This is a genomic window from Loktanella sp. S4079 (assembly GCF_000967725.1).
GTDB lineage: Bacteria > Pseudomonadota > Alphaproteobacteria > Rhodobacterales > Rhodobacteraceae > Yoonia.
The window spans coordinates 142,702-157,142 of the sequence record NZ_JXYE01000007.1 but is presented as its reverse complement, the minus strand read 5'-3'; the positions used below and the strand labels follow the sequence as shown (position 1 = coordinate 157,142).

Sequence of the window (14,441 nt, the reverse complement as noted above, 5' to 3'; positions counted from 1 at the left end):
TAGGAGAACGCGTTATGACAATCACTAGATTCGCCCCATCGCCAACTGGCTGGCTGCACATCGGCAACCTGCGTGCCGCGCTATTCAATTATGCGATTGCACGACAGAACGGCGGAGAGTTCGTGCTGCGGATTGACGATACTGATGCAGAGCGTTCCAAAGAAGAATATGTCGAAGGCGTCAAAGAAGACCTGACATGGCTCGGGTTCACATGGGACCGCATTGAGCGCCAATCCGAGCGCATGGAGCGTTATGAAATCGCCAAGCAACGGCTGATTGAAATGGGGCGGCTCTATGAATGCTTTGAAACGCCAACTGAACTGGACCTCAAGCGCAAGAAACAACTGAACATGGGCAAGCCCCCGGTCTATGACCGTGCGGCGCTTTCCCTGACCGAAGCTGAAAAAGACGCGCTGCGTGCAGAGCGTGGTTCGCACTGGCGGTTTAAGCTAGACCACGAACGGATCGAATGGACCGATGGTATCATCGGCGATATTTCGATTGACGCCTCATCAGTCAGTGACCCGGTATTGTTCAAGAATGGTGGGCAAATTCTGTACACGTTGGCTTCGGTCGTCGATGACATCGAGATGAACATCACTGATGTTGTGCGTGGATCAGATCACGTGACAAACACAGCAACGCAGATCCAAATCATGCATGCGCTGGGTGGGACGCCTCCACGTTTTGCGCACCATTCTCTGCTAACAGGCCCGCAAGGCGAAGCCCTGTCCAAGCGGTTGGGCACCCTTGCGCTGCGCGATTTGCGCAAGTCCGGGATTGCGCCACAAGCCATTCTGTCGCTGATGGCACGCCTTGGGTCTTCGGACCCGGTCGAACTGCGCGCGACTATCGAAGAAGTCATCGCTGGTTTTGATATTTCGAAGTTCGGCTCTGCCCCGACGAAATTTGACGCCGAGGATCTTGGCCCGCTGACGGCACGCCACCTTGCGACACTGGATCACGCGGACGTGGCAGACACGATTGCTGCGGCAGGTGTGCCAGCTGAACTGGCAGAGCCGTTCTGGAAGGTCGTGCGCGATAATATTAGCACCTTGGCAGATGTCGCAGGTTGGTGGGAACTGTTCCGCGATGGCGCGACACCACTGGTTGCTGATGAAGACCGCGAATTCATTGTCCAAGCGTTTGGCATGCTGGGCAATCCGCCCTACACCCAAGACACGTGGGGCGAATGGACCGCGCAAGCCAAGGCAGAGACCGGGCGCAAAGGGCGCGGATTGTTCATGCCGCTGCGCAAGGCTGTTACAGGCCGCGAGCGCGGGCCAGAAATGGCGGATGTGATGCCACTGCTTCAGGTGAAACCTAGCCTCGACTAAATTGTCGCCAAGTTTCGAAGATGATCATCAACAAGGGCGGTTTCGTCCTTGTTGAGTTTCTGGGCGCGCGGATATTGGGGGGCTGCACGATCATCCAAAATCGGCCCCCACCCATCGGTGGTTTCAAAAAAGGCGGCGACGCCTTCGGCCCCGAACATCTGTAAATAACCCTGTACCACGACATCCAAGTAGCTGAGCAAGATAGGGTGACGTGTCTGTGCGTCGAGATGCAGGTTTGGATCAACTTGATAGACCGCAGTCGATGCAGCGGCCCCATTATCTTGGATTTGGCTGGTGATATCATGACGATTATATGCAGCCTCGCGCAGATCAAGCGCCGCCCAATCCGCATTCGGTACTTGGGCGATGACACCAGCAATCACGCAGTTCGGGTCAGGGACGACTGATAGGAACGCGATATCCCGCACCGATGTGCTTTGCCACATGCGCCGCCACCCATGCAGTCGGGCAGGGCGTGGTTGCGCGTAGGAATGCGTGGCAAGGTTCACCAAACTCCCATAGCCGAAAAATGCTGGATCGGTCATTCGCGTGCGCGCAAAACTTGGGCGGGCTTTGCTGATAGCGACCGCCACGCAAACCCAAGCCCCGCAAGCGTGGACGCAAGGATGCCGCCAATTACGATGAGCAGTGCATTTGCCCAGATCACGCTATAGCTGCTTTCCATGATGTAGGTCATCACGGCCCAACCGCCTAAGATGCCTGCGGCCAATGCGACGACGCCCGCCGCAAAGCCAAGCAGCGCAGAGCGCAATGCAAAGCTGGTCATGATTTCGCGTCGCGACGCCCCCAATGTCTTGAGCACGGCAGCCTCATACGTCCGCGCCCTTTCGCCTGCTGCGGCCGCGCCAATCAAAACAAGGAATCCAGTGATTAGCGTGATGATCGCGCCATAGCGCGTTGCGGCTGCGATGCCGCCGACCAATTCGATCACTTGATCAATCGCATCCCGAATGCGGATTGCGGTGATATTCGGATATGCCGTGGCGAGGTCACGTAAAATCGCGGCCTCGGCCGGTTCTTGGGCGTAGACGGTTGCGATCCAACTGTGCGGCGCCCCGGCAAGCGCCGCCTGATTGAGCGCAAGAACAAACCCGATTCCAGCATCTTCCCAGGTAACATTGCGAAAACTGGTGATCGTTCCTGTGATGTCGCGCCCCAGCACGTTCACCGTCATTGTGTCGCCCAAGGAAAGTCCCATCTCAGTTGCTTCCTCTTGGGAAAAACTGATTTGCGGCGGGCCGTTGTAACCTTCGGGCCACCATTCGCCCGCTGTGATTTCGGTGCCGTCGGGCTGGGTGTCGGCATAGGTGATCCCGCGATCTCCTTGAACGACCCAATGCCCCCCAGCGGCACGTTGCGCGGGTTCGCCATTAATTTGTGTGATGACCCCCCGCAGCATCGGAGCGGTCTCAACCTTGCTGACCGCTGCATCCGTATCTAGGCGCGCATTAAACCCGGCGATTTGGTCGGGTTGGATATCAACAAAGAAATAGCTGGGTGCGACTTCGGGTAATTCATCCGCAAAAGATTGCTGCAAGTTTCCGTCGATTTGCCCCACAGCGGCAAGCACAGCGAGCCCTAGCCCAAGTGACAAGACGACAGATGTTGCCTCGCCCCCTTGGGCACCGATTGAACCTACGGCAAGCCGCAGCGCGGGGCGGCCCCGTGTCGGTTTACGCAGGCGCCGAGCGACCCAGCGAATAACAACGGCTGCGACAACCAAAAGGCAAAGTGATCCCGCAATACCGCCCGCCGTCCAGAGGGTGAGGAATGTCGTCCCAGAGAACCGTATTGCTGCAGCGAGCAGCACAATGACCAGAGCCGCGAGAATGGATAGATAGTGCCGCGGGGGCAGCGCCTTAGCGGTACCCAAAGCGTCACGAAACAAGGTCGCTGCACGAATGTCCTCGGTCTTGGCGATGGGCCAAAGCGTAAAGATCAACGCGGCGAGTATGCCATAGATTGCGGCCTCTATCAGGGGGTCCCGATAGACCGTAAAGATCGCGGGAATTGGCAAACGGGCCTCAATCAATGGGGCAAATAAGACAGGCAATCCCGCGCCGAGTATGAGGCCAATGATAATCCCGATCAGCGCCAAGATGCCAATTTGGATAAAGTAGGTTTGAAAGATGATCGCTCGCGTCGCGCCCAAGGTCTTTAACGTGGCGATCACACTGGTTTTACCTGCAAGATATGCGCGCACAGCGGCCGAAACGCCGACCCCGCCTACGGCCAAACCGGACAGTCCAACGAGGATCAGGAATGCGCCGATCCGATTGACGAACGTGGCAGTGCCCCCTGCACCCCGACGACTGTCACGCCATCGCATTCCGTCATTACGGAATTGGCGCATACCTTCGCGCCGTAGCGCGCTTAGGTCCGCGCCATCGGGCAGGTCTAGTCGATAATTTGTGGAGAATAACGTGCCCTCGTTCAAAAGGCCCGAGTCAGAGAGGGCGTCGGTCAAAACAATTGTGCGCGGACCCAGCCCAAAGCCGCCAGTCGAATTGTCGGGGTAACGATCCAGCACTGCACGAAGGGTGAATTCTTGCGTTCCTAGCCGGAATATGTCGCCAGTTTGCAGGCCGAGCCGATCAACCAAGACCCGCTCCATCACGCCACCATGATCGGCCAAGGCCTCGCTAAGCGGCATTGCCGGGTCAAGAGTGACCGAGCCGATCAGCGGATAAAGATCATCTACCGCCCGGATTTGTGTCAGCCCGCGTTCGTCTCCGACGACGGCCATTGACCGAAAATCGACGGTTTCAGAAATGAGAACTGCGATGCTGTCAAGCCATTCCAGCTCTGCCTCGCGGGCAAAGCGGTAGGTGAATTCGACCTCGGCATCGCCACCCAGTAGGGCCGCGCCGTCACGTTTCAGGCCAGCTTCGATCCCGGCGCGCACGGTGCCAACTGCCGCAATCGCCGCCACGCCAAGCGCGAGACAGGCCAGAAACACCCGAAACCCATGCAGCCCGCCGCGTAGTTCGCGCAGGGCAAAGCGTAAAGCAATTGCAAAGTTCATTCTGCTGCCTGCGCCGTTGCTTCGATACGGCCATCCCGTAGACGCACGACGCGGTCACAGCGCGCGGCCAATTCGGGGGCGTGAGTGACCATAATCAGCGTCGCGCCGTGTTTGTCGCGCAGGTCAAAAAGCAAATCCATGATCGCTTGGCCGTTGGTTTCATCAAGATTGCCAGTCGGCTCATCCGCGAGCAAAATCCGTGGTCGGGGCGCTGATGCCCGTGCCAGCGCCACCCGTTGCTGTTCGCCGCCCGACATTTGACGTGGGTAGTGATTGATGCGTTCGGCCAGACCTACGGCCACAAGCTCTGCCTCTGCCCGTTCAAAGGCGTCTGCGACACCAGCCAATTCTAACGGGGTTGCGACGTTTTCTAACGCGGTCATTGTTGGGATCAGGTGGAAAGATTGGAAAACCACCCCCATATTATCTCTGCGAAAGCGCGCGAGCTGATCTTCGTTCATGGTTGTCAGTTCGTGCCCAAGCGCAAAAATACTGCCCGAGGTCGCCTGTTCCAGCCCGCCCATCAGCATAAGGAGTGACGATTTGCCCGACCCGCTTGGCCCAACCAACCCCAAGGTTTCACCGGCGGTGACATTCAGTGAAATGTCATGCAAAATGTCGATCCGCCCGGCATTCCCATCAAGTGAAAGATTAGCGTCAGAAATGGATAATACAGGTTCGGTCATGCAAGAAGCCTTTGGTCAAGTCGTATCACATGGATATGGTGCGTTATATCGCTTACGCAACCTTGCTATCGCCGTTTTGCTAACAACTGGTTCTTCTCAGGCGCAAACCGTCACAATAGCTGCTTTGGGGGATAGTTTGACGGCTGGCTACGGCCTGCAACAATCCGATGGATTTGTTGCGCAGTTGCAGGGCTGGCTGACCGAGCAGGGGGCAGATGTGCGGGTGGTGAATGCAGGTGTCTCGGGCGATACTACAGCGGGCGGGCGTAGCCGTGTTGACTGGACCTTAACCCCCGATATTGATGCGATGATTGTCGCGCTCGGTGGCAATGATTATTTGCGCGGGATCGATCCGCAGGTCAGCCGCGACAATTTGGATGCAATTCTTGCGGCTGGCAAACAGGCAGGCGTTGAAATGCTGCTCGTGGGTTTGGACGTTGGGGCAAATTACGGTGCCGACTACGAAACCGCGTTTGAAGAAAACTATGTTACGCTTGCCGCAGAATATGACCTGCCGCTTTATCCTGATATGTTGCAAGCGATGCGTCAGCAATCGGCAGATCCGGCCCAACTGGGTGCGCTCTTGCAGGCAGATGGGTTGCATCCAAACCCGCGCGGGGTGGCGCTTATTGTCTCAGATATAGGCCCTTGGGTAATGGGGCTTGTCGCAGCGGTTGAGTAGTCTAGGCTGTGCACACTTAAGTAACCGACAATCTAAGAGGTAAATCATGTCTATTGCAAAGGTCACCGAAGTTATTTCTAGCTCTAAGAAGTCATTTGACGATGCTGTCGAAAATGGGATCGAGCGGGCTTCGAAAACGCTCATGGGCATTACTGGTGCGTGGGTTGCCGACCAGAAAGTGACAGTCGAAGACGGTAAAATCAAAGAATACCGCGTCGTGCTAAAGATTACATTCGTACTGGATGACTAAAAATACGGGGCGCCCGCACATGGGCGCCCTAGTTCGTTGCGCGTGTTATGGTCACAGTTTGGTTTGCTGTGACGGTTTCCCAAGGAGTGGTTTCACCATCGGGCCAAATAACGCGGATCTCGGCCTCTGTGTTTTTCCCGATCCCAAAGTGGAGCGGAATCAGGCTCCCGCTGACGTGTCCGCCACCAATTGTTCGCTCTATTGTTTGCCGACCGTCGGCGCTGCGCAGTTCGATAAATGCGCCAATAGCATAGATATTCACCCCAGATTGACGCGGATCGACCGCGATCCAGTTGCCAGCGTCTGGGGACGTGTTTTGCCAGACTTCCAGTGGCGCGCGTCTGTTGACCACAACGATATCTAACTTTCCATCGTCGTTCAGATCAGCGATGCCAGCCCCTCGGGCGCGGTCGGTTGTGGCAATTCCCGCGATTCCTGCGGCCTCAGCAAAGGTTCCGTCAGCATTTTGCATGAGCAAGTTATTTGGGTCTTGCATGGCAAGGCCCGGCATTTGATCGACGTTGCCCTTAGCGATGAACAGGTCCGCCAGTCCGTCATTATCAATATCGCCGAATTCAGCGTGCCAGCCTGTGGATGGCCGCCCATCATCGCCAGTGAACGGACGCTGCGCATAAGTGCCAGTCGCATAGGGCACAGCGGTGAATTGAGCACCATCGTTACGCATCAACACTTGATCCCCCATCGAGGTCAGCATGACGTCTGGCATTCCATTGCCGGAAATATCGCGACTGGCGATGCCCATGCCCCAAATTTGTTTGAGGGGCCAACCATCCGCAGCGTCCAGCGCGCGCAGTGGTACCAGAGTCCACATTTGTTCAGAACCGTCGCGCACGTAGTATTGTCTGTCGTTTGATATACGCAGCATCGGGTTGTGGGTCCGTTGCCAGTCAGAAATCAGCATCGAAAGCGGGCAAAAGCCAGGATCCAATGCGATGGGGGGATCATATGTTTGTCCCTCGCCACGGATCAGCCAATTGGTATCGCAAGTACCAAAGGGACCGTTCGGGTCTGTCAAGTCGACGTAGTTGCCGATGGCAAGCGTTGGTAGGTCGCGATCCGGTTCCCATGTCGCCGAGAACGCAGTGGACCAGCGGTTGTCGCTTGGCAGATTGAAATCTTGCGTAGCATCGCTGAAAGTGCATCCGCCGTGACCGCGGAGCAGCTGGTTTTCCCCATTCCGTAAAACCATCAGATCAACGATCCCATCGCTGTCGATGTCAATTGGATAGGCCCCGGTGACTGCGATCATCTGTGTTATTTCAGCCGGGGTAAACGATATGTCGCCGTCAGAAATGTTCACCAACAACGTGGCCGGGTTCGTGCCGCCTGCCACAAAGAGGTCTGGCAAAGAATCATCGTTGCAATCAAAGATCGCTACCCCTCCACCGACGAAATGTTCCCACCCACCAGTGTAGATGTGCGAGTGGTGCAGGGCCTCTGTGCGGCTGATGAACTGCGGCTCTGCAATCGCCGGTCGGCCCAGTGAGCAGATTACTAACGCTATGATTGGAATGTGAAATTTCATCTTTGTGCCCTGAATGCTGCGTCGCGCGACCTGCGGTTTGAATGCGGCTTTTGTCAAAAAAGTATCAGGTGGCTGCATTCATTTGGCAGCCAAAAATACGGATTTTTCGGGTCGAATTGGCAATTGTGATCGGTGCGAGCTTAGCTGAGTGGATGAGATTTATTCAATGATTACAGTGGTCTTTATAAATTTGACAAATTTGTTAGCGCAAGCAATAGTTTACCCATTACGGTCTGATTAGGCCGGGATCTGGGAGGAAATTAAATGAAGAAAAGTGTTATAATCGCTGCGGCGATGGCAACTGTCATGCCCGCTACATTGGCTTTCGCAGAAGGGCACGGCGTGACCGTCGGCGTTAGCTGGTCTAACTTCCAAGAGGAGCGCTGGAAGACAGATGAGGCGGCGATCAAGTCTGCTCTCGAAGCTGCGGGCGCAGAATATGTCTCTGCTGATGCGCAATCATCTGCCGCAAAGCAGCTGACGGATATTGAGAACCTGATTGCGCAGGGCGTCGATGCGCTGATTGTTCTCGGCCAAGATACACAGGCCGTAATCCCCGCTGTACAGGCCGCCGTTGACGAAGATATTCCCGTTGTCGCCTATGACCGTTTGATCGAGGATGACCGGGCCTTTTACCTGACCTTTGACAATGTCGAGGTTGGTCGTCTGCAAGCCGCTGCTGTGTTGGCTGCCCAGCCGACCGGCAATTATGTCATGATCAAAGGATCACCAACCGATCCTAACGCAGATTTCTTGCGCGGTGGTCAACAAGAGGTGCTTCAGGCGGCAATCGATAGTGGTGCGATTACCATCGTGGGCGAGGCTTATACCGACGGTTGGCAGCCAGCAAACGCGCAACGCAACATGGAGCAAATCCTGACCGAGCAGGACAACAATGTTGACGCTGTCGTTGCATCGAATGACGGGACCGCAGGTGGTGTTGTCGCAGCGCTTACTGCCCAAGGCATGCAGGGCATTCCGGTGTCTGGTCAGGATGGCGATCACGCCGCGCTCAACCGCGTTGCTGCGGGCACGCAAACCGTGTCGGTTTGGAAAGACGCGCGCGAATTGGGCAAGGCCGCTGGTGAAATCGCAGTTGCACTTGCTGGCGGTGCGGCCGCTGAAGACGTGGACGGTGCCGTTAAGTTCACGACACCGGGCGGCAACGAGATGAACGCTGTGTTCCTCGCGCCAATTCCTGTGACGGCGGATAACCTGTCTGTCGTTGTGGATGCTGGATGGATCACACAAGAGGCGCTTTGCCAAGGTGTCGAAAACGGTCCCGCACCGTGCAACTAAGCACCGGGCAACTGTAATCACGCGCGCCGTCCCGATGGTTTTCGGGGCGGCGTCGACTTTCTTCTACGTTCGAATTTTCAAATGCGGGACATCACATGACCGATAGCACCCACGACACCGGATCAGAGTCCGCCCAGCCCCATCGCAACCTGTTCCAAAGCCTCGAGCTTGATACCCGTTTGTTGGGGATGATCGGTGCATTCATTCTGATTGCCATTGGCTTTAGCATCGCGACTGGCGGTAACTTTTTGACGCCGCGCAATATCTTTAACCTGACCGTGCAGACCGTATCGGTCGCGATTATGGCGACCGGAATGGTCTTTGTGATCGTCACCCGCAATATCGACCTTTCCGTTGGGGCGCTCTTGGCGATTTGTTCGGCTGTGGTCGCGATCATGCAAACCCGGTGGCTTCCCGGTGTCATAGGGATCGAGCTGGGGTCACCATTCATTGCACCACTGGCGGTCTTGTCGGGGCTTGTCGTTGGTACGGCTATTGGGGCGCTCAATGGTGCGTTGGTCGGCTATCAAGCGATCCCAGCGTTTATTGTGACCCTTGGTGGGTTTCTGGTCTGGCGCTATGCGGGTTGGTTCCTAACCGATGGACAAACGATTGCGCCGCTTGATCGCAATTTTATCCTGCTTGGCGGTGCCGAAGGTACATTGGGCGAATTTTGGAGCTGGGTCGTTGGGATCGTTGCATCAATCGCCGCTGTTTGGGCCGTATATATCGCGCGCCGCAATCGAATAGCACATGATTTTCCGACAAAGCCGCTCTGGGCGGAATTCACCATCGGGGGCGTTTTTGTCGCCGCGATCCTTGGGTTTGTTGCGACACTGAACGCCTATAACATCCCCAAAGGTAAGCTGCGCCGCATGTTCGAAGCGCGTGGCGAGGTCATGCCCGAAGGGTTCACCCAAGGTCACGGGCTGCCGATTTCGGTACTGATCCTTATCGCTGTAGCTGTTGTAATGACCATCGTGGCCAAGAAAACCCGCCTAGGGCGCTATATCTTTGCGACGGGTGGCAACCCTGACGCGGCAGAACTCTCGGGTATCAATACGCGGCTGCTGACGGTCAAAGTATTTGCAATCATGGGTTTCCTATGCGGGCTATCCGCCATCGTGGCGCAGGCGCGCTTGCAAGCACATACAACGGATATCGGTACGCTTGACGAATTGCGCGTCATCGCAGCAGCCGTCATCGGCGGAACAGCATTGGCCGGTGGGGCGGGTACGATCTATGGCGCGATCTTGGGTGCCTTGATCATGCAATCGCTGACCTCTGGGATGGGGATGGTGGGCGTTGATAGCCCGCTGCAAAATATCGTTGTTGGCGCGGTTCTTGTCTTCGCTGTTTGGGTCGACATCGTGTACCGCCGCAAAACAGGAGACGTCTAATGACCACGCCTTTGCTTGAGATGAAGAATATTTCGATCCATTTCGGCGGGATCAAAGCCGTCGATGATGTTTCGATTAGCCTGATGCCCGGCGAGGTCGTCGGCCTCTTGGGGCATAATGGCGCTGGGAAATCCACGCTCATCAAAATTCTATCAGGTGCCTATCACGCCGATGAAGGTGAGATCTTTGTTGATGGAAAGAAGGTTCAGATCAACAATCCCCGTGATGCGCGGGCACAAAACATTGAGACAATTTACCAAACGCTTGCCTTGGCAGATAATCTTGATGCGGCATCGAACCTCTTTTTGGGGCGCGAGCTGACGACGCCACTCGGTCTTGTTGATGACGCTCGCATGGAGGCTGAGGCGCGTAAAATCATGGCTCGCCTCAATCCCAACTTTAAGCGTTTTTCTGAACCTGTACGCTCTCTGTCTGGGGGGCAGCGCCAGTCGGTCGCGATTGCCCGTGCCGTGTATTTTAATGCACGCATCCTGATCATGGATGAACCAACCGCTGCGCTGGGCGTTCATGAAACTGCGATGGTCGCCGATCTCATCAAAGAGCTAAAGGCGCAAGGATTGGGGATTTTCCTGATCAGTCATGACACGCGCGAGATGATGGAGCTTTGTGATCGCGTTTCCGTCATGAAAAACGGCAAGATGATCGGAAATGAACGGGTAGAGGACGTCACCGAAGATGACATTCTGTCGATGATCATCATGGGCAAAAATCCCAAGCGCGACGCGGCTTAGCCCGCTGTGAAAGCGCAATGAGAAAGGGCGGCGAGGTCTGAACCCGCCGCCCTTTTTGTTAGCTGGTGACCGACATCGTTGCTGTCACCGCCTTTTTCCACGCGTCATAGCGGCGCCCGCGCTCTGCGTCGGGCATTGCGGCATTAAATGTTTGCTCGCAGCGCCAGCGATCCGCAAACTCTGTCTTGGTCGGATAGAGCCCAACGTGCTGGCCAGCCAGCCAAGCCGCGCCAAGCGCTGTTGTTTCCAACACTTCAGGGCGGTCGACCGGGGCACCGATGATGTCCGCCAGAAACTGCATTGCCCAGTCGGATGCGCTCATTCCGCCGTCAACGCGCAGCGTTGGCTGCGTGCCTTCGCCTTGCCAATCGGCGTGCATGGCTTCGATCAGGTCGCGGGTTTGAAAGCCCACGCTTTCAAGCGCGGCGCGGGCCAGTTCGGCCGGGCCAGTGTTGCGTGTTAAGCCGTAAATGGCGCCGCGGCATTCCGGGTCCCAATAGGGAGCGCCAAGGCCTGTAAAGGCAGGCACAAGAATGACATCTTGGCTAGTGTCGGCGGTTTGGGCGAGCGGTTGGGTTTCAGCCGCATCCCGGATAATCTTTAGCCCATCGCGCAGCCATTGCACGACCGCACCTGCAACAAAGATTGATCCTTCTAGCGCGTAAGTCGGCTTGCCATCTAGCTGATAGGCGATCGTTGTAAGTAGCCGGTTTTGCGAAGTCACAGGCGTATCGCCCGTGTTCAATAGGGCAAAACAGCCGGTGCCATAGGTGGATTTCAACATCCCCGGTTCAAAGCAGGCCTGGCCCACGGTCGCAGCCTGTTGATCGCCAGCGACACCAGTAATTGGCACGGCACGACCAAACAGGTCAGGTCGTGTTGTGCCAAAATCGGCGGCGCAGTCTTTGACCTCTGGCAGCATGTTGAGCGGGATGTCTAGTAGGTCGCAGATTGTCGTGCTCCAACGGCCTTTGTGGATGTCGTAGAGCATCGTGCGGGCGGCGTTCGTCGCATCGGTCACATGCGAAGCACCATCGGTCATTTTCCAGATCAGATAGCTATCGACGGTGCCAAACAGCAGGTCACCGTTGCGTGCGCTTTCGCGTGCGCCGGGGGTGTTGTCTAAAATCCACTTCAATTTGGTTGCCGAAAAGTACGGGTCCAAAAGTAGGCCGGTACGGGCCGTAATCATATCAGCATGACCAGCCGCAGTCAGTTCGCGACAGAACGCAGCGGTGCGGCGATCTTGCCAGACAATGGCGCGGTGAATGGCTTGGCCTGTGTGTTTGTTCCAAACCACCGTGGTTTCACGCTGGTTGGTAATCCCAATCGCGGCGATGTCGTCTGGGCGCAGACCTGCACGTTCAATCGCGGATCGCGCGGTTCCGGCGACTGTCGACCAAAGGTCATCGGGTGCGTGTTCGACCCATCCAGAGTTTGGGAAATGCTGTTCGAACTCTTCTTGTGCAGTGGCGACGATGTTCATGTCGCTATCAAAAACGATAGTCCGAGACGATGTCGTGCCCTGATCAATGGCAAGGATATGTGTCATGCGACGATCCTATCCCTAATTGTTGGTGATGGAAAAGCGCGACGGCGGTAAAAAACCGTTGCCGCGCCAATGGTGCTATGGGCAGGGGACCCGCCCATAGAAATCTTTGCTTACTGCCAAGACTGGATCAGCTCGTCATAAGAAACCGTGATCGGCTCTTCGTCGGTGCTTTCCAAAGCAGCCTTTGGTGAACCCGGCTGGCTGAGCCAGTATTCTGGGTCCATTTCTTCGTTCATGACGGGGCCAAGTTCCCCTTGAACGCCTGCACGCTCAAGACGTTCCAGAACGCGTTCTTGTTCTGCGCAGAGGCTGTCCAGCGCTTCTTGGGCGGATTTCGCACCAGAGGACGCATCCCCGATGTTCTGCCACCACAGCTGCGCCAGCTTTGGATAGTCAGGGATGTTGGTGCCTGTTGGCGACCACTGAACCCGTGCTGGTGAACGATAGAATTCAATCAAACCACCCAAACGCGGTGCGCGCTCGGTAAAGCTTTCGTGGTCGATTGTGGATTCACGGATGAACGTCAGACCAGCGTGGGATTTTTCAACGTCAACCGTCATCGAGGTCACGAACTGTGCGTATAGCCAAGCCGCCTGTGCACGATCCAACGGTGTAGATTCCATCAGCGTCCAAGACCCTGCATCTTGATAGCCGACTTTCATGCCGTCTTCCCAATATGCGCCGTGTGGGCTTGGGGCCATACGCCACAATGGCATGCCGTCGTCGTCCAGAACGGCCGCAGCACCTTCGCCAACCATGTCAGCGGTGAATGCGGTGTACCAGAACATTTGCTGGGCAATGCTACCCTGTGCCGGAATTGGACCCGATTCAGAGAACGTCATGCCAGCCGCAGCAGGTGGGGCATAGTTCGTCAGCCAGTTCACATAGCTTTCGATCGCGTAAACCGCAGCCGGAGAGTTCGTCGCGCCGCCACGGGCCACGCATGAACCGACGGGCTGGCTTTGGTCATTGACGCGCACACCCCATTCATCGACAGGCAGACCGTTTGGTTCGCCTTTGTCGCCCATACCAGCCATGGACATCCACGCATCGGTAAAGCGCCAGCCGAGTGATGGGTCTTTCTTGCCGTAGTCCATGTGACCATAGACATCGGTATCGATGCCCATGTGGCTGAGGTCGCGGCCAGTAAAGAAGGCAGCGATGTCTTCGTATGCGGACCAGTTCACAGGCACGCCCAGATCATAACCGTATTCGGCTGCGAAATCGGCCATGTTCTTTTCGTCAGTGAACATGTCGTAGCGGAACCAATACAGGTTCGCGAACTGCTGTGTTGGCATCTGGTAGAGCTTGCCATCTGGGCCAGTCGTAAAGTCTAGACCGATGAAATCGTCCAAGTTCAGCGTTGGGCTTGTGACTGATGCGCCGTCGCCAGCCATCCAGTCTGTCAGGTTGCGGGCCTGCTGATAGCGCCAGTGTGTACCGATCAGGTCACTGTCGTTCACATAGGCATCATAGATGTTCTGGCCAGACTGCATTTGCGTTTGCAGCTTTTCAACCACGTCGCCTTCGCCGATCAGGTCGTGGGTGATGTTGATGCCGGTGATCGCTGTGAATGCAGGTGCCAAAACGTTGGCTTCGTATTCGTGGGTTGCGATGGTTTCGGATACGACACGAATATCCATGCCCGCATAAGGGGCAGCCGCATCAATATACCATTGCATTTCGGCTTCTTGGTCAGCGCGGCTTAGCGCGGAACGTTCAATGTTATTGTCGAGAAAGTCGATAGCCGCTGCCATATCGGCTTGGGCTGTGGTGCCCGAAACCGCAATGGCAAGCGCAATCGCCGTTGTCGATTTGAATGGAAAGTTCATTATCTTATCTCCTCCCGATAGTAGAACTCTTGTTTGAAATACCCACCCGACGGGAATGC

Annotated in this window: 12 protein-coding genes; 6 read left to right on the top strand and 6 right to left on the bottom strand. The window is 56.1% G+C overall.

What is annotated here, in order from left to right; all coding sequences use genetic code 11:
- The first annotated feature begins 14 nt into the window (after positions 1-14).
- Complete coding sequence (gene gltX / locus TW80_RS15535; protein WP_045998363.1) at positions 15-1,337, top strand: glutamate--tRNA ligase; 1,323 nt, start codon at positions 15-17, stop codon at positions 1,335-1,337.
- On the opposite strand, the gene TW80_RS15530 is transcribed toward gltX, so the two are convergent.
- The 3 genes from TW80_RS15530 to TW80_RS15520 are packed head-to-tail and all read right to left on the bottom strand — an operon-like array spanning position 1,334 to position 5,069.
- Positions 1,334-1,882: a gamma-glutamylcyclotransferase family protein gene (locus tag TW80_RS15530; protein ID WP_045998362.1), complete on the bottom strand. Its 549-nt coding sequence runs from the start codon at positions 1,880-1,882 to the stop codon at positions 1,334-1,336. The genes gltX and TW80_RS15530 overlap by 4 nt on opposite strands.
- Positions 1,879-4,383, bottom strand: coding sequence for an ABC transporter permease (locus TW80_RS15525; RefSeq protein ID WP_045998361.1), 2,505 nt, complete (start codon positions 4,381-4,383; stop codon positions 1,879-1,881). The genes TW80_RS15530 and TW80_RS15525 overlap by 4 nt, the downstream gene beginning before the upstream one ends.
- Positions 4,380-5,069: an ABC transporter ATP-binding protein gene (locus TW80_RS15520; RefSeq protein WP_045998360.1), complete on the bottom strand. Its 690-nt coding sequence runs from the start codon at positions 5,067-5,069 to the stop codon at positions 4,380-4,382. Before TW80_RS15520 ends, TW80_RS15525 begins: the two co-directional genes overlap by 4 nt.
- Here TW80_RS15520 and TW80_RS15515 point away from each other — a divergent pair.
- Both TW80_RS15515 and TW80_RS15510 read left to right on the top strand, forming a co-directional pair.
- Positions 5,047-5,751: an arylesterase gene (locus TW80_RS15515; RefSeq protein ID WP_239450571.1), complete on the top strand. Its 705-nt coding sequence runs from the start codon at positions 5,047-5,049 to the stop codon at positions 5,749-5,751. The two genes, TW80_RS15520 and TW80_RS15515, sit on opposite strands and share 23 nt — an antisense overlap.
- A 46-nt stretch (positions 5,752-5,797) precedes the next feature.
- Positions 5,798-6,001 (top strand): dodecin family protein, encoded by a 204-nt coding sequence (locus tag TW80_RS15510; protein WP_045998359.1) that lies wholly within the window; start codon positions 5,798-5,800, stop codon positions 5,999-6,001.
- A gap of 28 nt (positions 6,002-6,029) precedes the next feature.
- Here TW80_RS15510 and TW80_RS15505 read toward each other — a convergent pair whose 3' ends face one another.
- Positions 6,030-7,547 carry a CRTAC1 family protein gene (locus TW80_RS15505; protein WP_045998403.1) on the bottom strand — a complete coding sequence of 506 codons (1,518 nt, stop codon included), beginning with the start codon at positions 7,545-7,547 and terminating at the stop codon, positions 6,030-6,032.
- Positions 7,548-7,811: 264 nt separating this feature from the next.
- Here TW80_RS15505 and xylF point away from each other — a divergent pair, with 264 nt between their 5' ends.
- The 3 genes from xylF to TW80_RS15490 all read left to right on the top strand — a co-directional run bounded on the left by xylF (position 7,812) and on the right by TW80_RS15490 (position 10,998).
- A complete protein-coding gene (gene xylF, locus TW80_RS15500) occupies positions 7,812-8,846 on the top strand; it encodes a D-xylose ABC transporter substrate-binding protein (RefSeq protein WP_045998358.1) in 1,035 nt (344 codons plus the stop codon).
- A gap of 95 nt (positions 8,847-8,941) precedes the next feature.
- A complete protein-coding gene (locus TW80_RS15495) occupies positions 8,942-10,246 on the top strand; it encodes a sugar ABC transporter permease (protein WP_045998357.1) in 1,305 nt (434 codons plus the stop codon).
- A complete protein-coding gene (locus tag TW80_RS15490; RefSeq protein WP_045998356.1) occupies positions 10,246-10,998 on the top strand; it encodes an ATP-binding cassette domain-containing protein in 753 nt (250 codons plus the stop codon). Before TW80_RS15495 ends, TW80_RS15490 begins: the two co-directional genes overlap by 1 nt.
- A gap of 58 nt (positions 10,999-11,056) precedes the next feature.
- Here TW80_RS15490 and glpK read toward each other — a convergent pair whose 3' ends face one another.
- Both glpK and TW80_RS15480 read right to left on the bottom strand, forming a co-directional pair.
- Positions 11,057-12,550 carry a glycerol kinase GlpK gene (gene glpK / locus TW80_RS15485; protein ID WP_045998355.1) on the bottom strand — a complete coding sequence of 498 codons (1,494 nt, stop codon included), beginning with the start codon at positions 12,548-12,550 and terminating at the stop codon, positions 11,057-11,059.
- Between the two features lie 110 nt (positions 12,551-12,660).
- Positions 12,661-14,382: an ABC transporter substrate-binding protein gene (locus tag TW80_RS15480; RefSeq protein ID WP_045998354.1), complete on the bottom strand. Its 1,722-nt coding sequence runs from the start codon at positions 14,380-14,382 to the stop codon at positions 12,661-12,663.
- Positions 14,383-14,441: the final 59 nt, after the last annotated feature.

Bases quoted from the DNA above. Each gene is read 5' to 3' on its own strand.
- gltX (WP_045998363.1), top strand. From the start codon at position 15: ATGACAATCACTAGATTCGCCCCATCGCCAACTGGCTGGCTGCACATC.
- TW80_RS15530 (WP_045998362.1), bottom strand. From the start codon at position 1,882: ATGACCGATCCAGCATTTTTCGGCTATGGGAGTTTGGTGAACCTTGCC.
- TW80_RS15525 (WP_045998361.1), bottom strand. From the start codon at position 4,383: ATGAACTTTGCAATTGCTTTACGCTTTGCCCTGCGCGAACTACGCGGC.
- TW80_RS15515 (WP_239450571.1), top strand. From the start codon at position 5,047: ATGGATAATACAGGTTCGGTCATGCAAGAAGCCTTTGGTCAAGTCGTA.
- TW80_RS15520 (WP_045998360.1), bottom strand. From the start codon at position 5,069: ATGACCGAACCTGTATTATCCATTTCTGACGCTAATCTTTCACTTGAT.
- TW80_RS15510 (WP_045998359.1), top strand. From the start codon at position 5,798: ATGTCTATTGCAAAGGTCACCGAAGTTATTTCTAGCTCTAAGAAGTCA.
- TW80_RS15505 (WP_045998403.1), bottom strand. From the start codon at position 7,547: ATGAAATTTCACATTCCAATCATAGCGTTAGTAATCTGCTCACTGGGC.
- xylF (WP_045998358.1), top strand. From the start codon at position 7,812: ATGAAGAAAAGTGTTATAATCGCTGCGGCGATGGCAACTGTCATGCCC.
- TW80_RS15495 (WP_045998357.1), top strand. From the start codon at position 8,942: ATGACCGATAGCACCCACGACACCGGATCAGAGTCCGCCCAGCCCCAT.
- TW80_RS15490 (WP_045998356.1), top strand. From the start codon at position 10,246: ATGACCACGCCTTTGCTTGAGATGAAGAATATTTCGATCCATTTCGGC.
- glpK (WP_045998355.1), bottom strand. From the start codon at position 12,550: ATGACACATATCCTTGCCATTGATCAGGGCACGACATCGTCTCGGACT.
- TW80_RS15480 (WP_045998354.1), bottom strand. From the start codon at position 14,382: ATGAACTTTCCATTCAAATCGACAACGGCGATTGCGCTTGCCATTGCG.